This is a genomic window from Citrobacter sp. Igbk 17 (genome assembly GCF_028069775.1).
Taxonomy (GTDB): Bacteria; Pseudomonadota; Gammaproteobacteria; order Enterobacterales; family Enterobacteriaceae; genus Citrobacter.
In genome coordinates this window covers 150,482-174,579 of the sequence record NZ_JANEWI010000002.1, presented here as the reverse complement: position 1 = coordinate 174,579, position 24,098 = coordinate 150,482, and the positions used below count along the sequence as shown (strand labels likewise).

Below are 24,098 nucleotides of genomic sequence, written 5' to 3'. Positions count from 1 at the left end.
AATCCGGGTTATGTTGCAGTTCATTCTCCGACGTTTGGGACTCGTCATCCCCACGTTTATCGGTATCACTCTTCTCACCTTTGCCTTCGTCCATATGATCCCCGGCGATCCGGTCATGATCATGGCAGGTGAACGTGGGATCTCCCCTGAGCGTCACGCTCAATTGCTGGCTGAACTTGGTCTGGATAAGCCGATGTGGCAGCAGTACCTCCATTATATTTGGGGGGTTATGCATGGTGATCTCGGTATCTCGCTGAAAAGCCGCTTACCGGTGTGGGAAGAGTTCGTGCCTCGCTTTAAAGCGACACTGGAACTCGGTGTCTGCGCCATGATTTTCGCCACCGCAGTCGGTATTCCAGTCGGTGTACTTGCTGCCGTTAAGCGTGGTTCTATTTTTGATCATACCGCCGTTGGTCTGGCGCTGACCGGTTACTCAATGCCTATCTTCTGGTGGGGCATGATGCTGATCATGTTGGTTTCTGTGCAGTGGAATCTGACGCCGGTTTCCGGTCGAGTGAGTGACATGGTGTTCCTTGATGATTCCAATCCACTGACCGGATTTATGCTGATCGACACAGCCATCTGGGGTGAAGAGGGCAATTTCATTGATGCGCTGGCGCATATGATCCTGCCGGCGATGGTGCTTGGCACCATTCCCCTGGCGGTGATTGTGCGTATGACCCGTTCATCGATGTTGGAAGTGCTGGGCGAAGACTACATTCGTACCGCGCGCGCCAAAGGGTTGACCCGTATGCGCGTCATCATCATTCATGCTCTGCGTAACGCCATGCTGCCGGTTGTGACCGTTATTGGCCTTCAGGTCGGTACGCTGCTGGCGGGGGCGATCCTGACCGAAACCATCTTCTCGTGGCCGGGTCTGGGGCGCTGGCTGATTGATGCGCTGCAACGCCGTGATTATCCGGTAGTGCAGGGCGGGGTATTACTGGTGGCGACGATGATTATTCTCGTCAACCTGCTGGTAGACCTACTGTACGGCGTGGTGAACCCGCGTATTCGGCATAAGAAGTAAGGGGCCATCATGTCACAGGTTACTGAAAATAAAGTTATTGCTGCACCGGTGCCGATGACCCCGTTGCAGGAGTTCTGGCACTATTTTAAACGCAACAAAGGTGCGGTTGTCGGGCTGGTGTATGTGGTGGTGATGATCCTGATTGCGGTCTTTGCCAACGTTCTCGCACCGTACAATCCAGCTGATCAGTTCCGCGATACGCTGCTGGCTCCTCCTGCGTGGCAGGAAGGTGGCACCATGGCACATCTGTTCGGTACTGACGATGTAGGCCGCGATGTGCTGTCGCGTCTGATGTATGGTGCGCGTTTATCGCTGCTGGTTGGCTGCCTGGTGGTCGTACTGTCCCTGTTGATGGGCGTGGTGCTCGGTCTGGTTGCCGGTTACTTTGGCGGTATCGTCGATAACGTCATCATGCGTGTGGTCGATATTATGCTGGCGCTGCCGAGCCTGCTGCTGGCTCTGGTGCTGGTTGCCGTATTTGGTCCTTCTATTGGTAACGCCGCGCTGGCGTTGACGTTCGTGGCATTGCCGCACTATGTCCGTCTGACGCGTGCCGCAGTTCTGGTGGAAGTGAACCGCGATTACGTTACCGCTTCCCGCGTAGCGGGTGCAGGTGCGATGCGTCAGATGTTCGTTAATATTCTTCCTAACTGTCTTGCGCCGCTGATCGTTCAGGCGTCGCTCGGTTTCTCTAACGCTATTCTCGATATGGCCGCGCTTGGCTTCCTGGGTATGGGTGCGCAACCACCAACACCGGAATGGGGAACCATGCTCTCCGACGTGTTGCAGTTTGCGCAGAGTGCCTGGTGGGTCGTGACCTTCCCAGGTCTGGCGATCCTGCTGACGGTGCTGGCATTTAACCTGATGGGTGACGGTCTGCGTGACGCGCTCGATCCCAAACTGAAGCAGTAAGAGGTTCGAGATGGCGTTATTAAATGTAGATAAATTATCGGTGCACTTCGGCGATGTTGGTTCCGAATTCCGCGCCGTAGACCGTATTAGTTACAGTGTGAACCAGGGTGAAGTGGTTGGCATTGTGGGCGAATCCGGCTCCGGTAAATCGGTCAGTTCGCTGGCGATTATGGGGCTGATTGACTACCCCGGCCGCGTGATGGCCGAAAATCTGGAGTTTAACGGTCGCGATCTGAAGCGTATCTCTGAGAAAGAGCGTCGTCAGTTGGTGGGCGCGGAAGTGGCGATGATCTTCCAGGACCCGATGACCAGCCTTAACCCGTGCTATACCGTGGGTTACCAGATCATGGAAGCCATTAAGGTGCACCAGGGCGGAAATAAAAAAACGCGTGTTCAGCGGGCAATTGACCTGCTAACGCTGGTGGGTATCCCTGACCCGGCCTCGCGTCTGGATGTGTATCCGCACCAGCTGTCCGGTGGGATGAGCCAGCGTGTGATGATCGCGATGGCGATCGCCTGTCGTCCGAAGCTGCTCATTGCCGACGAACCGACAACAGCGCTGGATGTGACCATTCAGGCACAGATCATTGAGCTGCTGTTGGAACTGCAACAGAAAGAGAATATGGCGCTGGTTCTGATCACTCATGACCTGGCGCTGGTGGCCGAGGCTGCGCATAAAATTATCGTGATGTATGCCGGTCAGGTGGTGGAAACCGGAGCCGCGCACGACATTTTCCGCGCGCCGCGTCATCCGTATACCCAGGCGTTGTTGCGTGCGCTGCCGGAGTTTGCTCAGGATAAAGCGCGTCTGGCATCGTTGCCGGGTGTGGTGCCAGGCAAATATGACCGCCCGAACGGTTGTCTGTTGAATCCTCGCTGCCCCTATGCAACCGACAAATGCCGCGCTGAAGAACCTGAACTGAACCTGCTGGAAGGCGGTCGTCAGTCGAAATGCCACTACCCACTTGATGATGCCGGGAGGCCTGGGCTATGAGTACGCAAAAGGCCGCTTTGCCACAGCCGCTGTTACAGGCCATTGATCTGAAAAAACACTATCCGGTGAAGAAGGGTATGTTCGCCCCGGAACGCCTGGTGAAAGCGCTGGATGGTGTTTCGTTCACCTTAGAGCGCGGTAAAACATTGGCGGTAGTCGGTGAGTCGGGTTGTGGGAAATCCACTCTTGGACGCCTGCTGACGATGATTGAAGTCCCGACCGGCGGTGAACTGTATTACCAGGGACAGGATCTGCTGAAGCACGATCCGCAGGCGCAGAAGCTGCGTCGGCAGAAAATCCAGATTGTGTTCCAGAACCCGTACGGTTCTCTGAACCCGCGTAAGAAAGTGGGGCAGATTCTGGAAGAGCCGTTGCTGATCAACTCCACGCTCAGCAAAGAGCAGCGCCGTGAAAAAGCGCTGGCGATGATGGCGAAAGTGGGGCTGAAAACCGAGCACTACGACCGCTATCCGCATATGTTCTCCGGCGGTCAGCGTCAGCGTATTGCGATTGCCCGTGGCCTGATGCTTGACCCGGACGTAGTGATTGCCGACGAACCCGTTTCCGCGCTGGATGTATCCGTGCGCGCGCAGGTGTTGAACCTGATGATGGATCTGCAGCAGGAACTGGGGCTGTCCTACGTCTTTATCTCGCACGACCTGTCGGTAGTGGAACATATTGCGGATGAAGTGATGGTGATGTACCTGGGCCGTTGTGTGGAGAAGGGCACCAAGGATCAGATCTTCAATAATCCGCGCCATCCGTATACGCAGGCGCTGCTTTCTGCGACACCACGTCTGAACCCGGATGACCGCCGCGAGCGCATTAAGCTGACCGGCGAGCTGCCAAGCCCGCTGAATCCGCCACCGGGCTGTGCGTTCAATGCCCGTTGCCGTCGTCGCTTTGGTCCTTGTACCCAGCTACAGCCACAGCTGAAAGACTACGGCGGCCAACTGGTTGCGTGCTTTGCCGTTGACCAGGATGAAAATCCGCAGCAATAAACGTGGGTTATGACCCAATAACCGGAGCCTTGTGCTCCGGTTTTTTTATAATTCGTTTTTACTCCCACAATGTGAGTCCATTGGCAGAACATTATTCCATAGTGTCTAGAATGTAGTCAGGTTGGCTTTCGTCACAGAAATATCTACTTCGCAGTTGCTAACTACCAGGAGCAAATGTGGTCACGATACGCTGGGATATTAAAACAATTGATCGTCTGTCGATGGTTGAGGATGTCCTGAAGGAATTTTCCTGCTGTGATATCAATATCATCTCCATGAAAGTTACGCCTGGACGCATTCTGATTAAATCCTGGTGTCGACAGTTGCAGGATATTTCCTGCGTACAATCCAGCTTAAGCCAACGCGCTGATATTATTAACGTTGCTTATCTGTGTGAAGAGATAAGCGAACTGTCGATGTCTGAACCGGAACGTCCGCGTTATTTTTCTGACATTATTTGCAGCAGCCAGAGTATGCAACTGCTGATAGAAAAAGCGATCAGAATAGCGGATAGCAAATATACCGTTTTGGTTCGTGGTGAAACCGGAACCGGTAAGGAGCTGCTGGCCCGGGCCATCCATAATTCCGGGTCACGGCGTTTTTATCCGTTTATTCCGGTTAACTGTTCAGCACTTCCCGAGTCGCTGATGGAAAGTGAGTTTTTTGGCTATGAGAAAGGGGCCTTCAGTGGCGCGGATTGTAAAGGCAAAAAAGGGCTGTTTGAAATGGCTGATAAAGGCACCCTTTTTCTGGATGAATTTGGTGAAATGTCGCTGAGCTTACAGGCCAAATTGTTGCGTGTCCTCCAGGATGGGGGGATCCGTCGCGTTGGCGGGGCGCAAACCATTCCGGTTAATGCGCGTATTATTGTGGCGACGAACGCAAATCTGGAAGAGATGGTGGAGCAACGTCTGCTGCGCGCCGATCTCTATTACCGCATCAACGTACTTTCACTCACCATTCCACCGTTACGCGAGCGCCCGCAGGATATCAGTCTGCTGATCCGCCACTTTGTGCAGAAATACGCGAAGGAGTTCCAACGGCGAATTATTCTGGATAAAGCCTGTTTTGACGCTTTGCACCAGCACAGCTGGCCGGGGAACGTACGCGAGCTGGAAAACACGATTATTCGTCTGATGCTGATGGCCGAATCTGATGTTATTACCCGGGAAGACCTGGGGATGGCAAATCTGTCGGCAGGCGAATTGCGCCACACTCAACGTCCGTTTAAAGAACAGGTCCAGTGCGCTGAGCGTCAGTTAATTGAGCAGATGGTGGAAGAGAATGTGTCGTCGCGGCATATTGCTAAGGCGCTGGGCGTATCGCATACCACGGTATTGAATAAAATTCGGAGTTACCAGCTTGAGAGCGTGAGTTAAGCGCCGCCAGACATTGACGGCGCTGTCATCGGATTATTCAATCAGTTTTAACAGTGGCGACAGGCACAGCAAAATCCCGTAGATCAGGATTAGCCAGGTTTTTAGCCCGCGCAGTTTTTCCAGTTGCGCCACTTTATAGATCAAGAAAAACGGAATAATACACGACACAATTCCATATAGCGGACTGCCTAACTGGAAGAATACCAGCACTGAGACGCGGAACGAAACCCAAATAACCAGCGTAATAACGATAAACGTGCAAATACCCAATGTAAGCACTAGTGGGTTTATTTTATCAACATCAATTACGCGGCTAAGCACGTTAAGGATAATTCCTTTAATCGCTTCATGGAAGCCCAGGTAAATACCGAAGAATGCGGTCAGGACAGCAAAAATATTCAATATCGTGGAGGTGATATGAATAATCTGACCAGGAATGACCTGCGCCGCCAGAGCCAGTGCAGAAATATTCTGTTCGAAGGCTGAAACCGCCTCTTCGTGGCTAATCGAAAAGGTAAATGAGAATGAGAAAAACAGGATGACTGCAATCAACGTAATGTAGCTGATGCGGTGGGTACGAATGGCCATGCGCGTTGCCAGTACCCGATCAGCCACCCGTTTGCGGTAGGCGATATTCATGGGGTTGAGCACCTGAATAAACACCGCAGAGAAGAAGCAGAATGGGATGGTCAACAGAACGTCACGAAAGAAGACCGATGCTTCAGGAAAGGCGCTGATATTGCTGAAGTTCCAGTGTGGGACCATCGCGAAGCCGAAGATAATGATAATGCCGACTTTTACCACCACCATCGGGCCGGAGATTTTGAACAGCAGCTTTTCTCCACCGGAAGCAATGGCGACCAGTACCGCAAAAATAGCCACTTTATAGATGATTGATTGCGAAAGGTCGGTGTCGGTTAGCCCGAAGGTTTTTATATATGAGGCACTGTCAAAAACAACGGATAATGAATAGATGAATATTCCATGAATAATCATCAAAAAGTAAATTACACCGAGAAATACACCCCAGTTTTTCCCAAGGTAATGACTTATAATATCGGTGTAGTCATTGCAGGTTTCACTTTCGGATAATGTTTTTAAATAAATGTCCTGCACAATATACGTTGCCGGGTAAGCGATAATAAAGGCGACAATAAAAACCCAAATGCCGGTTAAGCCAATTTGTACCGGCATCAGAACTGTACCAGCACCAATTGCCATGCCGATGCAGAGTAATACCCAGCCAAAATCGTATTTTGTAAATGGTATTTTCTTTGAGAATGGTACGGCGGTTGCTGTATTGTTGCTTAATTGTAATGTGTTGTCCTGCATAGAACCCCCTGCCCAAAATACCCGTTCTCCCCAAAAAAGGAGTGCGCGTATAGCCAGACTGTTGTGCCTTGATTCTCAACGACCTGAACCGATCGTCGTCGGTTCAGGTCGTAATGGTCAGAATGTTGCCTTTCTGATGGCGTGTTCAAGGTCGTTAATAATATCTTCTGGATCTTCAAGACCTACAGAAAGACGGATAAGTCCGTCGGTAATACCTGCTTTAAGCCGTTCCTCTGGCGCAACGGGCGAATGTGTCATAGACGCTGGGTGCTGAATGAGGGTTTCGGTATCACCGAGACTGACCGCGAGGAGGCACAATTCTACAGAATTGATCATCCGTCTGCCAGCATCGAGGCCACCGGCAATTTCAAAGCTGATAATTCCCCCGGGCAGGCTCATCTGCCGTTGGCCCAGCTCATACTGCGGGTGCGAAGTCAGACCTGGATAATACACGCGGGTAATGGAGGGATGTCCTTCCAGGAAACGGGCAATTTTCAGCGCGTTTTCACAGTGACGTTCCATACGAATGCCCAATGTTTTAACGCCACGTAGGGTTAGCCAGGCGTTGAAAGGGCTCATACAGCCACCGGTAATATCCTTCAAACCGACAAACCGCGCCTGGTCGATAAACTCCTGCTTCCCGACAATGATGCCGCCAATCACATCACCGTGTCCGTTAATGTACTTGGTTACACTGTGGACCACGATGTCTGCGCCCAATTGCAGAGGCTGCTGACAATATGGCGACATAAAGGTGTTATCCACGACCAGCAAAGCGCCCTGCTGGTGGGCAATGCCCGCCACTGTTTCGATATCGACCAATGAGAGCGTCGGGTTGGCGGGCGTTTCGATATACACCACTTTAGTTTCCGGCCGCATTGCGGCGCGGATTTCTTCCGGTTTCGCGGCGTCGACAAAACTCACGTTAATGCCGAACTTCGGCATGCTGTGCGACAGAAATGCGTGAGTACAACCATAAATTGCGCTGGCAGAAACGATATGGTCACCTTGTTGACACAGCGTCAGCAGAGTTGTGGTGATGGCGGAAATGCCGGATGCCGTTGCCAGCGCGGCTTCACCCCTTTCCAGAACTGCCAGCTTTTTCTCCAGCGCATCGGTGGTGGGGTTACCCAAACGGGTATAAATGTACCCGGACTCTTCGAGCGCAAAGCGGGCGGCACCCTGTTCGGCGCTGTCAAAAACAAACGTTGAAGTCTGGAAGATAGGCGTACTGAGCGCGCCGGTTGAAGGGTCGGGTTGTTGCCCCGCGTGAACGATCTGGGTATTGAATCCGTAAGTACGACAGTCAGACATGATATCTCCTTTAATTCGGAACAGAACAGCTCACATTCAAATAGCAATTGCTGTGCCAGAAAATTAATATTTAAATATCAATGAATTAGATAATTTTTGTTTCAGGAGAGCGTCAGGAAAGTTGCCAACTGGCAACAATCTTTCCAGCCATATCGGATTTGTAGCGCCGTAATTGCGAGGCTTCACGCAGAGTGGATGGCGCCGGGGTGCCAGGGCGAAAAGGTTACCGTAGAATCAGCGGCAAGCCGGGATATCCCGGTGAGGCGCAATGTTGCGGGGGCTTGATCCCCGGCGGCATAGGTTGCTGGAAAGAGAAAACCCCCGCACGTTGTTCGGTAAAAACCTGGCAACAAAACGGGGGCTAACTTGAACCTGAACAACTCAAGAATAGCCGTGAATAGTTGCCATTGCAACGCAGGCGGCTATATGACGCTCATGCAACTGGGTAGTGCTTTCTGGCACGATCTGGCAGCGCCGATCATCGCTGGTATTATTGCCAGCCTGATTGTGAACTGGCTACGTAACAGTAAGTAATGCTCCTTATGGGTGTCTGGCTGCCGTAATGGCAATATGCGCCCGAACCGGGCCGCAGAGGCAACTTTGCGGCCTTTTTCGCCTTAATTGCAGGTAAATCCCAGCGTCATGTGTCTAACCTGCGGCGATAATGCACACAGGGAAGTTTTCAGATACCGCCTCTCTTAATACCGCTACGATGGGGTATACTCTGACGGCAGTTTTTGTCTATCCGTGGAGAGTCAGTTTGCGTGTCAGTCGCTCGTTAACAATTAAGCAGATGGCGATGGTTGCGGCCGTTGTCATGGTGTTTGTTTTTATTTTTTGCACCGTTTTGTTGTTCCATTTGGTCCAGCAGAACCGCTATAACACGGCTACGCAACTGGAAAGCATCGCTCGCTCCGTCCGTGAACCTCTGTCGGCCGCCATCCTGAAGGGGGATATCCCCGAAGCGGAAATGATTTTAAGCCGTATCCAGCCCGCTGGCGTGGTCAGTCGCGCGGATGTGGTACTGCCCAACCAGTTTCAGGCATTGCGGATGAGCTTTATCCCTGAACGCCCCGTTCCGGTTACGGTGACTCGACTGTTTGAACTGCCGGTGCAGATTTCGCTCCCGGTCTATTCTCTTGAGCGCTCCGCCAACCCACAGCCGCTGGCGTATCTGGTGTTACAAGCGGATTCATACCGCATGTACAAATTCGTGACGAGCACGCTTTCAACGTTAGTGACCATTTACTTACTTTTGTCGTTAATCCTGTCGGTAGCCATCTCCTGGTGTATTAACCGCCTGATTGTGCACCCGTTACGCAAAATTGCTCGCGAACTGAACGATATCCCGCAGCAGGAACTGATCGGCTATCAACTGGCATTACCGCCTATGCATCAGGATGATGAGATTGGGATGTTGGTGCGTAGCTACAACCTGAATCAGCAGCTGGTCCTGCGCCACAGTGAAGAGCAGAACGACAATTCGATGCGCTTTCCGGTCTCTGAGCTGCCAAATAAGACGTTCTTAATGGGACTACTTGAGCAGATTGTTACTGGCCCGCAAACAACTGCGCTGATGATTGTCACCTGCGAAACCCTGCGTGATACCGCCGGTGTATTGACCGAGACCCAGCGGGAAATCCTGCTGTTGACGCTGGTTGAGAAACTGAGATCGGTGCTGGCACCCAGAATGGTGCTTACTCAGGTGAGCGGCTATGACTTCGCGATTATCGCGCACGGTGTGAAGGAACCCTGGCATGCAATCACATTAGGTCAGCAAGTACTCACTATCATGAATGAACGGTTGCCGATTCAGGGTATCCAGCTACGCCCGAGTTGCAATATTGGGGTGGCGATGTACTACGGCGATTTGACGGCGGAACAGCTATACAGCCGCGCGCTATCGGCAGTGCTAACCTCGCGTCGTAAGGGTAAAAACCAGATCCAATTCTTTGATCCGCAACAAATGGAAGAAGCACAGCAGCGTTTGACCGAAGAGAACGACATTCTGACCGCGCTTGATCACCAGCAATTTGCGTTGTGGATGCAGCCGCAGGTAGAGATCGCCAGCGGCAAGATGTTGAGTGCTGAAGCTTTATTGCGGATGCAGCAGGCAGACGGAAGCTGGGAATTACCGGAAGGGTTAATCGACAGGATTGAATCCTGTGGTCTGATGGTGAAGGTTGGATATTGGGTGCTGGAGGAGTCTTGTCGCCAACTTGCAGCCTGGCAGGAACGAGGTCTGATGTTACCGCTGTCGGTGAATCTGTCTGCGCTACAACTGATGCACCCTAGTATGGTGTCGGATCTGCTGGAGTTGTTAAACCGTTATCGCATTAAGCCCGGCACCTTGATTCTTGAAGTTACCGAAAGCCGGCATATCGATGATCCAAACGCCGCTGTCGCTATCCTGCGTCCGCTGCGCAATGCGGGGGTACGCATTGCGTTGGATGACTTTGGTATGGGCTATGCGGGTCTGCGACAGTTGCAGCACATGAAGTCACTGCCAGTTGATGTGCTCAAAATCGACAAGATGTTTGTTGAAGGCCTGCCAGAGGATAGCAGTATGATTTCTGCCATTATTCAGCTGGCTCATAGTCTCAATTTGCAAATGATTGCGGAAGGCGTTGAAACCGAAGCGCAACGCGACTGGTTATCACAGGCAGGGGTGGAAGTCGCGCAAGGATTCCTGTTTGCCCGTCCGGTTCCGGCAGATATCTTCGAAGAACGCCATTTAGCGAAGGAATCAGCTGATTACAAAAGTTAAAAAAGGTAGCGCTTGTGCGAGCCAGTTCAAAATTTTTAACAAATTTGTATCAATTATGATCCAGGTGCATTTCTGTCATGTTGTGTGGGTGTTACTTTAAGGCCGCAGGTTAAACAAAACCTTACAAGACCTGTGGTTTTTACTTTAAGGACACCCTATGAAAACCTCTATCTTCAAAAGCCTTTACTTTCAGGTCCTGACAGCAATTGCCATTGGTATCCTCCTTGGCCATTACTACCCTGAATTAGGCGCCCAAATGAAACCGCTTGGCGACGCGTTCGTTAAGCTCATTAAGATGGTCATCGCACCTGTTATCTTCTGTACTGTCGTTACCGGCATTGCAGGTATGGAAAGTATGAAAGCAGTAGGCCGCACAGGTGCGGTTGCACTGCTTTATTTTGAAGTGGTTAGTACGATTGCGCTGATCATTGGTCTTATCATCGTCAACGTGGTGCAACCCGGTGCCGGGATGAACGTCGATCCGGCAACGCTGGATGCCAAAGCGGTAGCGATTTACGCCGAGCAGGCAAAAGACCAGGGGATCGTGGGCTTCCTGATGGATATTATCCCGGGTAGCGTCATCGGCGCGTTCGCCAGCGGCAACATCCTGCAGGTATTGTTGTTCGCGGTGATGTTTGGTTTTGCTCTGCACCGTCTGGGCAGCAAAGGCCAGATGATTTTCAACGTAATTGAAAGTTTCTCGCAGGTTATTTTCGGCATTATCAACATGATCATGCGCCTTGCGCCGATCGGTGCTTTCGGTGCCATGGCCTTTACCATCGGTAAGTATGGCGTCGGAACGCTGGTGCAACTGGGTCAGTTGATTATCTGCTTCTACATCACTTGTATCCTGTTTGTGGTCGTGGTGCTGGGTTCGATTGCCCGCGCAACCGGCTTCAGCATCTTTAAGTTCATCCGCTATATCCGTGAAGAACTGCTGATCGTTTTGGGAACCTCTTCTTCCGAGTCAGCGCTGCCGCGTATGCTTGATAAGATGGAAAAGCTGGGTTGTCGGAAGTCCGTCGTTGGTCTGGTTATTCCCACCGGCTACTCGTTTAACCTTGATGGAACATCGATATATCTGACGATGGCGGCGGTGTTTATCGCGCAGGCCACCAATAGTCATATGGATATCTTCCATCAGATAACCCTGTTGGTGGTGCTGCTGCTCTCCTCGAAAGGTGCAGCGGGCGTGACCGGAAGTGGCTTTATCGTGCTGGCAGCGACGATTTCCGCAGTAGGGCACCTGCCGGTAGCGGGTCTGGCGCTCATCCTGGGTATTGACCGCTTTATGTCTGAAGCGCGTGCGCTGACTAACCTGGTCGGTAACGGTGTGGCAACGGTCGTTGTGGCTAAGTGGGTGAAAGAACTGGACCACAAAAAGCTTGATGATGTGCTGAATAATCGTGCGCCGGATGGCAAAACGCACGATTTATCCTCTTAATCTCGTCACTTATGCCCGTAGTCCCTTCCAGGACTGCGGGCGTTTGCGCATAATTACCCCCTGAGCCTGAAACTGTCTGTTCGACGGTTTCGGGATTTTTTCACTTCTTCCGTGACATTTTTATGTTCTTGCGGTCTAACACGAAGTGTTTTTAACGTCATATTCAGAGGGTCCTTCTCAGGGCTGTCTTTTTATTACCAGGATAGTTGATCAGGGGTTCACATGCAGGGCACAAAAATTCGACTTTTAGCGGGCGGCTTGCTGATGATGGCCTCTGCCGGCTATGTGCAGGCAGATGCGCTCCAGCCTGACCCGGCGTGGCAACAGGGCACGCTGGCGAATGGTCTCCAGTGGCAAGTGTTAGCCACCCCCCAGCGCCCCAGCGACCGTATTGAGGTTCGCCTGCTGGTAAATACCGGTTCACTCACCGAAAGTACGCAACAGAGTGGTTTTAGCCATGCGATCCCACGTATCGCGCTGACGCAAAGCGGTGGCCTTGATGCCACGCAAGCCCGTTCTCTGTGGCAGCAGGGGTTTGATCCTAAACGCCCCATGCCGCCCGTTATCGTTTCCTATGATTCCACGCTGTATAACCTTAGCTTACCCAATAGCCGGAATGACTTGCTGAAAGAGTCGCTTTCATATCTGGCGAATATCTCCGGCAAGCTGACCATTACCCCTGAAACGGTTAACCATGCGCTGAGCAGCGAAGATATGGTGGCAACATGGCCGACGGATACCAAAGAAGGGTGGTGGCGTTATCGTTTGAAAGGCTCCACGCTGTTAGGGCACGATCCCGCCGATCCGCTGAAAAAGCCGATTGATGCAGCAAAAATTCAGTCGTTCTACCAGAAATGGTACACCCCGGACGCAATGACGCTCATTATCGTCGGTAACGTTGACGCGCGCAGCGTGGCTGAGCAAATCAATAAAACCTTCGGTGAGTTAAAAGGAAAACGTGAAACGCCGGCTCCGGTGCCTACGCTCTCTCCACTGCGTGCGGAAGCGGTAAGCATTATGACCGATGCGGTACGTCAGGATCGTCTTTCCATCATGTGGGACGCGCCGTGGCAACCTATTCGTGAATCCGCCGCGTTGTTACGCTACTGGCGTGCTGATTTAGCCCGTGAAGCGCTGTTCTGGCATATTCAGCAGACGTTATCCAGGAACAACGCAAAAGATATCGGCCTCGGTTTTGATTGTCGGGTGCTGTTCCTGCGTGCACAGTGCGCCATTAACGTTGAATCGCCGAACGATAAGCTAAATGCGAACCTGGGCACGGTGGCACGTGAACTGGCGAAAGTGCGGGATAAGGGCCTGCCGGAAGAAGAGTTCAATGCGCTGGTGGCGCAAAAAAATCTGGAATTGCAGAAACTGTTTGCTACCTACGGCCGCACTGATACCGATATTTTGATCAGCCAGCGTTTGCGCTCGTTGCAAAACCAGGTGGTGGATATCGCGCCAGAACAGTATCAGCGTTTACGGCAGAACTTCCTTAATGGCCTGACCGTTGAGATGCTGAATCAGGATTTGCGTCAGCAGCTATCGCAGGATATGGCTCTCATTTTGCTTCAGCCGAAAGGGGAACCTGAGTTCAACATGAAGGATCTGCAGGCGACATGGGATAGCATCATGGTGCCAGCGACTGCTGTGGCAACGCCGGTTGAAACGGATGAATCTCACCCAGAAGTGACGGATATTCCGGCGGTACAGTAAAGCTATCGTAACGTGTAGGCCGGGCAAGCGAAGCGCCCCCGGCCTACAAGGATAATAGTTACTGCGGCATGGCGTCGCGTGGAATAATCGCCCCGCGATGCTGAATAACGGTACTTGCCGTCAGGTGACCGCGTTTAGCGGCTTCAGCGGCATCGCCACCGGTTAAACGTACTGCCAGATACCCGGCACTGAAGGAGTCTCCTGCCGCCGTGGTATCGATCACTTTCTCTTTCGGTAATTTTACAGCCGGTACGTCGATAAGTCCTTCACCCTCGATGGACACCAGGCAAGAGTCTGCGCCGCGCTTCACAACCACTTCCTTTACGCCGGCTGCGTGAGTCCGGGCAATCACGTCCTCTACGGGTTTTTCACCCCACAGCGCGTCTTCATCGTCCAGCGTCAGGAACGCAATATTGGTGCACTCCAGCATCTGCTGATACACCTGCTGAGTTTCTTCTTTGCTGCTCCACAGACGCGGGCGGTAGTTGTTGTCAAAAATGACCTTGCCGCCGTTGGCACGACACTCGCGCAGCAGCGACAGCAGTTTGTCACGGCTGGCCGGGCTTAAAATCGCCAGGCTGATTCCGCTCAGATACAGATAGTCAAATGTCGCCAGCTCTTCGCAAATAGCGGCGGATTGTTCGCTCTCCAACCAGAATTTCGCCGCTGCTTCATTACGCCAGTAGTAGAAGGTGCGCTCACCAGTACTGTCAGTCTCGATGTAATAGAGACCCGGCAGACGGTTTTCCATACGCTGGGTTAATGACGTATCGACGTTTTCGCCCTGCCAGGATTCCAGCATTTGCTGGCTGAAACTGTCAGTGCCCAGCGCCGTGACATAATGTACGGAAAGGGCCGCAGAATCGACCTGACGGGCAATATAAACGGATGTATTCAACGTGTCGCCACCGAATCCGCGCTGAACGTCAGCGCCTTTCTGTGACAGCTCAATCATGCATTCGCCAATCACGGCAATCTTCCTGGACATAGTCGTAACCTGCTCTGAAAAAAAATTAGCGTTAGTGTGCGCTGTGGGTGTTAAGTGGTCAACTATATTAAAACAACGTTCCATTATTTTTTTGAGCCAGAACGTGTTCTGTGTCGTTTTTGCTGCTGTTTTTATTTTGCGTACTGCTGAACGTAAAGTTCTGCGCCTGAGCGCCGATAACCTTTGACGAGTCCGGTCAGTCACACTCTTATTTACAGGACACCTCAGATGATAAAGCAGGTCACCCAGCAGCTAATTACGCCAGATGCGAGTATCGAATGCTTGCAGGAGCGACGCTATTGGCTGCAGTGCGAGCGTGCTTACACTTATCAGCCCATTTACCAGACCAATGGTCGGCTGATGGCCGTTGAGCTGCTAACCGTCGTGAGCCATCCTGATAACCCTTCTCAACGCATTGCGCCAGACCGTTATTTTGCTGAAGTGGCTGTTCGGCATCGCGTTGAGGTAGTGAAAGAGCAACTTGAACAACTTGAACTGAAAAGTGATTTTTTCAGAGCCCACGATCTGCTGGCCTCCGTCAATGTCGATGGCCCGACGCTCATTGCGATGCGCCAGGACCCCGAGATCCTGAAAATCATTGAATGCCTGCCCTGGTTGCGCTTTGAGTTGGTCGAGCATATCCGCTTGCCGAAGGGGTCGTCGTTTGCCTCAATGTGCGAGTTCGGCCCGCTCTGGCTGGATGATTTTGGTACCGGGATGGCCAATTTCTCGGCCCTTAGCGAAGTGAGCTACGACTACATCAAAGTGGCGCGGGATCTGTTTGTGATGCTGCGTCAGACGCCGGAAGGCCGTAACCTCTTCACTTTGCTGCTCCAGCTTATGAACCGCTATTGCCGTGGCGTGATTGTTGAAGGTGTTGAAACCCTGGAAGAGTGGCGCGATGTGCAAAACTCACCGGCGTTTGCTGCACAGGGCTATTTCCTCTCTCGTCCGGTGCCGTTGAGCACCCTTGACGAGGTGATTCTGTCGCTTTGATGCGGATGTAGCGTGCCTCCTTTTCGCCCTGCTGGACTATCTTTAGGACAGGCAAGGGAGGAAGTCAGGAGGAAAACGTGACGAAAACAAGCAAAATAACCACATCTATAGCAGGGATTTTCTTGTTGCTGATCGTCGTGCTCATTATTGTGATTGCGACATTTGACTGGAACCGGCTCAAACCGACCATCAACCAGAAAGTCTCTACTGAACTCAACCGTCCATTCGCCATACGCGGTGACCTGGGCGTCGTCTGGGAACGCCAGAAGCAGGAAACCGGTTGGCGCAGTTGGGTTCCATGGCCGCATGTTCATGCTGAAGATATTATCCTCGGCAACCCGCCAGATATTCCCGACGTCACAATGGTACATCTCCCCCGTGTTGAGGCGACGCTTGCCCCGTTGGCGTTGCTGACAAAAACCATCTGGTTACCGTGGGTCAAGCTGGTGAAACCCGATGCGCGGCTCATCCGGCTGTCGGAGGAAAACAACAACTGGACCTTTACGCTCGCTGGGGATAAAAACCGCGATCCGAATGCCACTCCCTCTGCCTGGTCATTTCGCCTGGATAACATTCTGTTCGATCAAGGGCGTATCGCTGTTAACGATAAGGTGACGCAATCTGAGCTGGAGATCCTGGTCGATCCCTTAGGCAAGCCGCTACCGTTTAGCGAAGTGACAGGCACCAACAGCAAAGAAGGGGGTGCCAGCGTTGAGGATTACGTTTTTGGTCTGAAAGCCCAGGGCCGCTACAACGGTGAACCGCTAACCGGAACGGGGAAAATAGGCGGGATGCTGGCGTTACGCGGCGAAGGTACCCCTTTTCCGATACAGGCTGACTTTCGCTCGGGCAACACGCGTGTGGTATTTAGCGGCACGATAAATGATCCGATGAATATGGGCGGTGTCGATCTACGGCTTAAATTCTCTGGGGATTCACTCGGGGATTTATACGATTTGACCGGTGTGCTGTTACCGGATACGCCACCGTTTGAAACGGATGGCCGTCTGGTGGCGAAAATCGATCCAGAAAAGTCCTCTCTTTTTGAATACCGCCATTTTAATGGTCGCATTGGCGATAGCGATATTCACGGAACGCTTACCTATACCACCGGCAAGCCGCGCCCGATGCTGAAAGGCGACGTTGAATCACGCCAACTGCGACTGGCGGATTTAGGACCGTTGATTGGCATTGATTCGGGTAAAGGGGCCGAGCGGGCAAAACAATCTGAACGACGCAAAGGTGAGAACAGCGTGCAACCCGCCGGCAAAGTCTTGCCATATGATCGTTTTGAAACCGATAAATGGAACGTGATGGATGCTGACGTGCGTTTCAAAGGGCAACGGATTGAGCACGGTAGCCGCTTGCCCATCAGCGATCTCTCCACCCATATCCTCCTGAAAAATGCTGACCTGCGCCTGCAGCCACTGAAATTTGGTCTGGCAGGGGGCAGCATTGTTTCCAGCATCCATCTGGAAGGCGATAAAAAGCCGATGCGGGGGCAGGCGGATATTCAGGCGCGGCGGCTTAAGCTAAAAGCGCTGATGCCGGATGTGGCGCTGATGCAGAAAACGCTTGGTGAGATGAACGGTGACGCCCGGTTGAGCGGCAGTGGAAATTCAGTGGCTGCGCTGCTGGGTAACAGCAACGGTAATTTGAAGCTGTTGATGAATGATGGATTGGTCAGTCGCAATCTGATGGAGATCGTTGGGCTGAATCTGGGTAACTATATCGTCGGACAAATATTCGGTGACGACGAGGTCCGGGTGAACTGCGCGGCGGCGAATCTGGATATCGTTAACGGCGTGGCGCGTCCTCAAATCTTTGCTTTTGATACGGAAAATGCGGTGATCAATGTGACCGGGACCGCGAGTTTTGCGTCGGAGCAACTGGATTTAACCATCGACCCGGAGAGCAAAGGTATTCGTATTATTACCCTGCGTTCACCGCTGTATGTTCGCGGGACATTTAAGAACCCACAGGCCGGAGTAAAAGCTGGGCCGTTGATTGCACGCGGTGCGGTGGCTGCCGCGCTGGCAACGCTGGTTACGCCAGCGGCGGCGCTGCTGGCGCTAATTTCTCCGTCGGAAAACGAAACGAATCAGTGTCGGACGATTTTGTCGCAGATGAAGCAGTGATGTCTGGCCGGATGTTTATCCGGCCTGGATTGTATGCTCAATCCAGACCGGAGAAGGGCTTACACCGCCATCCGGCAAAAAATCACAATGACTTATGCCGTGTCTCATGGGTTAACAGCAGGGCGACCAGGGTTAACGCCGCCATTGATGCCAGATAGGTTCCTACCGCCGCCAGACCGTAGTTCCCCTGCAGCCATGCGGCAATATAGGGGGCAACAGAGGCACCGAGGATCGACGAGACGTTATACGAGAATGATGCGCCCGTGTAGCGAACTTCGGTCGGGAACAACTCCGGAAGCAGTGCTCCCATCGGGCCGAATGTCAGCCCCATCAGGCTCAATCCCAGCAACAGGAAGGCGAACACCAGCACCGGGTTACCGGAACCCAGCAACGGCTTAAAGGCAAACAGTGCAAACAGAATGATAAGCGTGGTGATGATGAGCATGCTTTTGCGACGACCAAACGCATCGGCCAGCAGACCTGCCACTGGTACCATCACACCGAAGCCAATCACCGCCATCATCAGCATCCACAATACGTCATTACGCGGTAAGCCAAGACCCACAGGTGCTGCGGCGGTACTGAACGTCATCGAGTAGACGGTCATGATATAGAACAGCGTATAGGTCGCCAGCATGATGAATGTGCCGAGGATGGTCACGCGAACATGCTTTGTCAGCAGAGTGCCCAGCGGGATTTTTACCTGCTTTTTCGCTGCGGCGACTTTGGCAAATACCGGTGATTCGTGGAGCGAAACACGGACGTACAGACCGATAATAACCAGTACGGCAGAGAAGATGAAAGGTACGCGCCATCCCCAGCTCATAAATTGCTCATCAGTCAACAGCCAGGAGAGCAACAGGAACGTGCCGTTAGCGAAGAAGAAACCGATAGGCGCACCCAACTGCGGGAATGAACCGTACAGCGCACGTTTACGCGGTGGCGCGTTTTCCGTCGCCAGCAGTGCAGCACCGCCCCATTCACCTCCCAGGCCTAAACCCTGGCCAAAACGCGCCAGCGCCAGCAGCAACGGGGCGAAAATGCCGATGGTTTCATAACCCGGCAGCAGACCGATGACGACCGTTGAAATCCCCATGGTGAGCAGTGAAGCAACCAGCGTGACTTTACGTCCAACACGATCGCCGAAATGGCCGAATACGGCAGAGCCGATCGGACGGGCCACGAAGGCGATAGCAAAGGTAGCCAGCGACTGTAGCGTTGCCGCCGCTGGGTCACCCTGCGGGAAGAAGATGTGGGGGAACACGATCACCGCTGCGGTCGCGTAAATATAGAAGTCGAAGAACTCAATAGCGGTGCCGATGAGCGAAGCGACGACGACTTTATTGCGCGAGTTGACCGGGGCGTGTTCCTGTTCGTTATCGAGTGTTGTAGCGGTTGCTTGCATAATATTTTCTTATTTTGGGTCGAACGAAAGGCCATATTACGCACAGCAAAAGAGACATTTCAATCTGTAACAAACGCTGAGCTTGGTCAAAATAAAGTCAAAAAGAGGATAATTTTTAGGCTGGCGTTTTCACTTCTATGAAATGCTTCACATAATTTAAAATTTAGTTGATAAAACTGGTTTTTGGTTAAATAAAAGTTACGAGTTGGATTTATTCACTAAATCGGTGAGAGCAGACGGCATTATAATTGCCGGATGGCGCTGCGCTTATCCGGCCTACACAACTCACCCGTAGGCCGGATAAGGCGCGCGCGTCGCCATCCGGCAATTCACAACTCATCCGGCGGTGACTATTGCGTTTTCCCCGGCATGCGCGGGTCATCTTTGTATTCTGCGGTCGCAATCCAGGCCGCGCAGAACAAGGTCAGACGGGCGAAGAAGTAGAAAAATGCCATCAGCCCAAGTACAGAGCCAAATGCTGCGCCTGACGGTGATTGCACCAACGATGGCAGCGTGTACGTCATAATCATTTTGATCGCTTCAAAGCCCAGCGCGGCGATAAATGTGCCACGAATCAGCGCTCTCTTGCGCGGACGATGGCGCGGCAGGCGCCAGAAAATCCAGAAGAACAGCAAATAGTTGGCGAAAATGGAGATCGCCAGGCCAATCAACCGCCATGCGGGTTTCAGCCATTCAATGCCGTCGAGATACAGTGCCGAGATGATCATTTGCTGGGCAGAACCGGCAATGGAGGTAATCGACAGCGTAACGATCAGCGCAATCAGCAATCCAATCAATGAGACAAAATCACGCAGGTATTTAACCCATATTTTTTCCTGATCCTGCGGTGTGCGTTCCCAGACGTCCCGCGACTGTGCACGAATCGCTTCACGCAGGTTTCCCATCCAGTTGATACCAGAGTAGAGGGCGATGCCAAGCCCCACCAGACCCACGGTGGTACGTTGCTGAACGGCAGTATTGATGGTGTTTTTCAGCGTTGAGGCCAGCGTCGGATCGCTAACGTTGAGCAATATTTTGCTGAAGATATCCTGTAATAACGTGGGGTGTGAGGCGAGTATAAAACCGGCCGCCGCAAACGACACCATCAGGATAGGGATCATCGACAGAAACGAGAAATACGTGATGGCTGCGCCAAACTGATTCCCCATTCGGTCATTAAAACGCTCTGCAGCGCGGATCAGGTGGGCGATAACAGGTTGACGTTGAATTTTATCTGCGAAGGTTATGGCTGTTTTCAGCGCCTGGTTCGCTTTGGCGTTTTTCACCGGCGTTGTGGTGGTTTGCTGTTGTTCAGGCGTAGGGTGTTTTGCGTCGTGTTCCTGCGTCATCCGATCGGTAGTCCTTATTTTGTTTACTCATGACATTATAGCCGCTCAGACCCACTTCCCGGAAAATGGGCTAATCCACATAGTCTTTCATCACACCGGTCAACCATTCCATGAACAGATGTACCCGGCGGGAAAGGTTACGGCGATGTGGATACAGCAAAGAAACGGGCATGGGCTCGGCCCGATATTGCGGCAGCACTTCAACCAGCGTACCGGCGCGAAGGGCTTCACGCACCCCGACGCGTGGTACCTGAATAATGCCCAGCCCGGCAAGGCATGCTGCATGATAGGTTTCGGTGCTGTTCACCGTCAGCATGCCGCCCGTTTTTACCCATGCAGTCCCATTGTCTGTAGCCACCTCGAAACCCTGTGCGCGCGTACCCAAATTCACCGAGTAATGCACCACAGCATGTGAGGCCAAATCCTCCAGACTTTCCGGATAACCAAAGCGGGCCAGATACTGTGGACTGGCACAGTTAATCTGCGTGAGTTTCCCCAGCGGTCGAGCAATCAACCCCGAATCTTTCAGTGTGCCAACGCGTACGACGCAGTCGAAACCCTCACGAATTAAGTCTACCAGGCGGTCACTGCTGCTGAGTTCAAGCTCCAGCCCCGGATACTGATGCAAAAAGGCGGGCAGGCGGGGCATGACCAGATTTCTCGCCACGCCAACCGGCATATCGACGCGCAGCTTACCGCTGATACTGGCTGGATCGTGATGGAACAACCCATCCAGTTCATCCAGATTGCTCAACAGATCTTTTGCACGTTCGTAATAGATCATACCGTCCTGCGTCAGCTGAACGCGCCGGGTGGTGCGGTGCAGAAGTTGCGTACCCAGGTGATTTTCCAGGGCCTGAATTTGGCGCGATACGCTACCTTTAGGAAGTCCAAGGGTGTCTGCCGCACGCGAAAAACTCTCCAGTTCTGCGACGCGGATGAACAACTGCATTGCGTGAATTTTATCCATTCCCATGCCCTATTGTTGTTCTGTATGAAACAGTAATGCGCAATTAGCGATATTTATTGTTCTTCTACCACCTAATAAGCTTTGTCTCAATCATCACAACACCTGAAATGAGGTTTCTTATGACGCAACGTATCGCATTAGTGACCGGTGGCGGTCGTGGGCTCGGTAAAAACGCGGCACTTAAGCTGGCGAACAAAGGAATAGGTATCGTCCTGACGTGGAACAGCAATGAAAAAGAGGCGCAGCAGGTTGTGGATGAAATTCGGCAATCTGGTGGAAAAGCAGCGGCATTACCGTTAAATGTCGGCGATATTTCAACTTTCCCATCCTTCGTTGAACAGATGAAGCACACCTTAAAGACACAGTGGCAGAGTGAAGGGTTTGATTATTTATTGAACAATGCCGGAATCGGCATTAATGCGCCGTACTCTGCATTCACCGAAGCGCAATTTGACCAACTGTTGAACATCCAGTTTAAGGGGCCATTTTTCCTGACGCAGAGTCTTCTTCCGCTGATGAACAAAGGGGGAAGAATCCTCAATGTCTCGACTGGTCTGGCGCGTTTTGCTCTACCGGGCTACAGCGCCTATGCCGCCATGAAAGGGGCGATGGAAGTGCTCACCCGCTATCAGGCTAAAGAGTTGGGGGAACGCGGTATTACGGCAAATATCATTGCGCCGGGCGCGATTGAAACCGATTTTGGCGGAGGGAATGTGCGCGATAACGTGCAACTGAATGCGTACATTGCCTCGCAAACGGCGCTGGGACGCGTCGGGTTACCGGATGATATCGGTGCTGCCATCGCCGCGTTGCTCAGCGATGAGCTCGCCTGGATGACGGCACAACGTATTGAGGTATCTGGCGGGATGTTCCTGTAACGCTGCAACGTGCTTATTCAATAGACGCAGTATCTGTTGAATGAGCACTTAATGCTATATTGTCATTTGTAACATATTCATTGTTTGTTCAGGATTTCTTATTTTCAGCTAAAAATGTATTCTCCGAAAAATTAATATTAATAAGGAGTTCTGACCCGCGATAAATGAGGAATATCTCAGAAATCTATCCTGTTCTGCCCGCTTTGTGTAATCCTTTTTTTTGAGCTGTAACTATTCATAACTCCTGCTTCTTTATTCTTCTGTTATCGGTAGAATGACCCCTGCCAAATGGTGAGTTCTTATTTTTCCTCGTGAATAATACCCTTTCACGTCTCAAAGCCACTATTTTTCAGACGGAGAGTTAATAATGCAGGTAATAATGTTTGACAGGCAGTCAATATTTATTCATGGAATGAATGTAAGTTTGCAGCAACGAATTCCAGGAGTGAATGTTCAGGGTGTCAGTCAGGCAGATGACCTTTGGCAAAAACTGGAAAACACCCCAGATGCGCTGCTCATGCTGGATGGCGATCTCGACGGTGTGTTTTGCTGCGGCTTGTTGCAACAGATTGCACACTCTTTTTCAACGGTGAAGGTGCTGATCTCCGCCACTGATTGCAGTAAGAAATGGCTGCAGGATGCGATGCAATTAAACGTGCTGGCCATTGTGCCACGGGACTCGGATGCAGAAACCTATACCCTGGCGCTTAACAGCGTTGCGATGGGCATGTTGTTTCTTCCCAGGGATCACTTAGCGACAAACGATAGCAGTAGGCAAAATATAAAAACATTAAGCGCTCGCCAGCGAGAGATCCTGACCATGCTGGCGGCTGGTGAGTCAAATAAGCAAATTGGTCGGCTGTTAAATATCAGTACCGGAACGGTAAAAGCCCACCTTGAGTCACTTTATCAGCGCCTGGAAGTTAAAAACCGTACCCAGGCGGCAATGATGTTAAATGAATTTCTATAGTTGATATTTATTTCACGGTCAGACGCTATCTGGCTGTGAAATATTAATCGACCACATTTCTGCGTGACAAAAGCGCGTTATCCCAACACTTAGCATCCACGCAATAAAGACTTCTTGTTGAAACGGGTCGTTAAGCTGAGGTTTATTTGTGCGTATTAATGCTTTGCAGATATCCAGATCTGCGATCAGCAGGGCCTCTGCCTGCGCCATTGAAATGGGGGTAACAAAGGTTTCATCGGGTGTAATTTCATGCCCGTAGCCAATGACCCATACACCATTTTTATCCTGATACTTTTCCAGCGACAGGCCCTGCCATTGCTTGATAAATGCAATACCGGCGGGGGTAAAATGAGTGGCGCAATGCGGCATAATGATTTCTCTTAAAAGAAAAACAGTATAAAGATAATTATCAGCAGACGTAGTTGCCATATGGCCATTTTTGGCCATAAACGCCTTACGACTTAAGGGGCGGCACTCACGTTTTTACCGGCTGAACATCCTGTCATCTCAGGCAC

General features: G+C 51.9%; 20 protein-coding genes. 13 read left to right on the top strand and 7 right to left on the bottom strand.

The genetic code is table 11. The annotated features are described in order from the left end of the window. The first annotated feature begins 10 nt into the window (after nt 1–10). From dppB to NNO08_RS01930, 5 genes are all read left to right on the top strand, one after another. Nucleotides 11–1,030, top strand: coding sequence for a dipeptide ABC transporter permease DppB (gene dppB / locus NNO08_RS01950; RefSeq protein WP_200008797.1), 1,020 nt, complete (start codon nt 11–13; stop codon nt 1,028–1,030). Nucleotides 1,031–1,039: 9 nt separating this feature from the next. After that, nucleotides 1,040–1,942 carry a dipeptide ABC transporter permease DppC gene (gene dppC, locus NNO08_RS01945; protein WP_137382040.1) on the top strand — a complete coding sequence of 301 codons (903 nt, stop codon included), beginning with the start codon at nt 1,040–1,042 and terminating at the stop codon, nt 1,940–1,942. 10 nt (nt 1,943–1,952) lie between these two features. Beyond that, a complete protein-coding gene (dppD, locus tag NNO08_RS01940; protein ID WP_137382039.1) occupies nt 1,953–2,936 on the top strand; it encodes a dipeptide ABC transporter ATP-binding protein in 984 nt (327 codons plus the stop codon). After that, complete coding sequence (dppF, locus tag NNO08_RS01935; protein ID WP_043018667.1) at nt 2,933–3,937, top strand: dipeptide ABC transporter ATP-binding subunit DppF; 1,005 nt, start codon at nt 2,933–2,935, stop codon at nt 3,935–3,937. The genes dppD and dppF overlap by 4 nt, the downstream gene beginning before the upstream one ends. Before the next feature lie 176 nt (nt 3,938–4,113). Then, entirely contained in the window at nt 4,114–5,316 is a 1,203-nt protein-coding gene (locus tag NNO08_RS01930; RefSeq protein ID WP_271456069.1) for a sigma-54 interaction domain-containing protein, read from the top strand. Nucleotides 5,317–5,349: 33 nt separating this feature from the next. Here NNO08_RS01930 and NNO08_RS01925 read toward each other — a convergent pair whose 3' ends face one another. Both NNO08_RS01925 and megL read right to left on the bottom strand, forming a co-directional pair. Then, nucleotides 5,350–6,648, bottom strand: a complete 1,299-nt coding sequence (locus tag NNO08_RS01925) for a transporter (protein WP_271454429.1) — start codon at nt 6,646–6,648, stop codon at nt 5,350–5,352. Nucleotides 6,649–6,765: 117 nt separating this feature from the next. Beyond that, the gene (megL, locus tag NNO08_RS01920; RefSeq protein WP_271440395.1) at nt 6,766–7,962 is read right to left on the bottom strand and encodes a methionine gamma-lyase; all 1,197 of its coding nucleotides are present in this window, start codon (nt 7,960–7,962) and stop codon (nt 6,766–6,768) included. A 426-nt stretch (nt 7,963–8,388) separates the two neighbouring features. Between megL and NNO08_RS01915 the strand changes: the two genes are divergently transcribed. From NNO08_RS01915 to NNO08_RS01900, 4 genes are all read left to right on the top strand, one after another. Next, nucleotides 8,389–8,496 carry a type I toxin-antitoxin system toxin Ldr family protein gene (locus NNO08_RS01915; RefSeq protein ID WP_202037470.1) on the top strand — a complete coding sequence of 36 codons (108 nt, stop codon included), beginning with the start codon at nt 8,389–8,391 and terminating at the stop codon, nt 8,494–8,496. A 226-nt stretch (nt 8,497–8,722) separates the two neighbouring features. Continuing rightward, nucleotides 8,723–10,729, top strand: coding sequence for a biofilm formation regulator HmsP (hmsP, locus tag NNO08_RS01910; RefSeq protein ID WP_271456068.1), 2,007 nt, complete (start codon nt 8,723–8,725; stop codon nt 10,727–10,729). Between the two features lie 157 nt (nt 10,730–10,886). After that, a complete protein-coding gene (dctA, locus tag NNO08_RS01905) occupies nt 10,887–12,173 on the top strand; it encodes a C4-dicarboxylate transporter DctC (protein WP_048213643.1) in 1,287 nt (428 codons plus the stop codon). A 222-nt stretch (nt 12,174–12,395) separates the two neighbouring features. Beyond that, nucleotides 12,396–13,889: a M16 family metallopeptidase gene (locus NNO08_RS01900; protein ID WP_271440397.1), complete on the top strand. Its 1,494-nt coding sequence runs from the start codon at nt 12,396–12,398 to the stop codon at nt 13,887–13,889. 58 nt (nt 13,890–13,947) lie between these two features. On the opposite strand, the gene NNO08_RS01895 is transcribed toward NNO08_RS01900, so the two are convergent. Next, complete coding sequence (locus tag NNO08_RS01895) at nt 13,948–14,877, bottom strand: sugar kinase (RefSeq protein WP_271456067.1); 930 nt, start codon at nt 14,875–14,877, stop codon at nt 13,948–13,950. A 228-nt stretch (nt 14,878–15,105) separates the two neighbouring features. Here NNO08_RS01895 and pdeH point away from each other — a divergent pair, with 228 nt between their 5' ends. Both pdeH and NNO08_RS01885 read left to right on the top strand, forming a co-directional pair. Beyond that, entirely contained in the window at nt 15,106–15,873 is a 768-nt protein-coding gene (pdeH, locus tag NNO08_RS01890) for a cyclic-guanylate-specific phosphodiesterase (RefSeq protein WP_271440399.1), read from the top strand. Nucleotides 15,874–15,950: 77 nt separating this feature from the next. Next, nucleotides 15,951–18,011 (top strand): AsmA family protein, encoded by a 2,061-nt coding sequence (locus NNO08_RS01885; RefSeq protein WP_271456066.1) that lies wholly within the window; start codon nt 15,951–15,953, stop codon nt 18,009–18,011. An 82-nt stretch (nt 18,012–18,093) separates the two neighbouring features. Here NNO08_RS01885 and NNO08_RS01880 read toward each other — a convergent pair whose 3' ends face one another. The 3 genes from NNO08_RS01880 to NNO08_RS01870 form a co-directional block, all read right to left on the bottom strand. Then, nucleotides 18,094–19,416 (bottom strand): MFS transporter, encoded by a 1,323-nt coding sequence (locus NNO08_RS01880; protein WP_137382029.1) that lies wholly within the window; start codon nt 19,414–19,416, stop codon nt 18,094–18,096. Between the two features lie 350 nt (nt 19,417–19,766). Further along, a complete protein-coding gene (gene yhjD, locus NNO08_RS01875) occupies nt 19,767–20,765 on the bottom strand; it encodes an inner membrane protein YhjD (RefSeq protein WP_202037475.1) in 999 nt (332 codons plus the stop codon). A 70-nt stretch (nt 20,766–20,835) separates the two neighbouring features. Continuing rightward, nucleotides 20,836–21,735 carry a LysR family transcriptional regulator gene (locus NNO08_RS01870; RefSeq protein ID WP_271448724.1) on the bottom strand — a complete coding sequence of 300 codons (900 nt, stop codon included), beginning with the start codon at nt 21,733–21,735 and terminating at the stop codon, nt 20,836–20,838. 119 nt (nt 21,736–21,854) lie between these two features. Here NNO08_RS01870 and NNO08_RS01865 point away from each other — a divergent pair, with 119 nt between their 5' ends. Together NNO08_RS01865 and NNO08_RS01860 are read left to right on the top strand one after the other, a co-directional pair. After that, nucleotides 21,855–22,613, top strand: a complete 759-nt coding sequence (locus NNO08_RS01865; protein WP_271456065.1) for an SDR family NAD(P)-dependent oxidoreductase — start codon at nt 21,855–21,857, stop codon at nt 22,611–22,613. A 367-nt stretch (nt 22,614–22,980) separates the two neighbouring features. Continuing rightward, a complete protein-coding gene (locus tag NNO08_RS01860) occupies nt 22,981–23,583 on the top strand; it encodes a helix-turn-helix transcriptional regulator (protein WP_271456064.1) in 603 nt (200 codons plus the stop codon). A gap of 18 nt (nt 23,584–23,601) precedes the next feature. Here the strand turns inward: NNO08_RS01860 and NNO08_RS01855 are convergent, their stop codons facing one another. Continuing rightward, on the bottom strand, nt 23,602–23,952 hold the full coding sequence (locus NNO08_RS01855; protein WP_271456105.1) for a glycoside hydrolase family protein: 351 nt from the start codon (nt 23,950–23,952) through the stop codon (nt 23,602–23,604). Nucleotides 23,953–24,098: the final 146 nt, after the last annotated feature.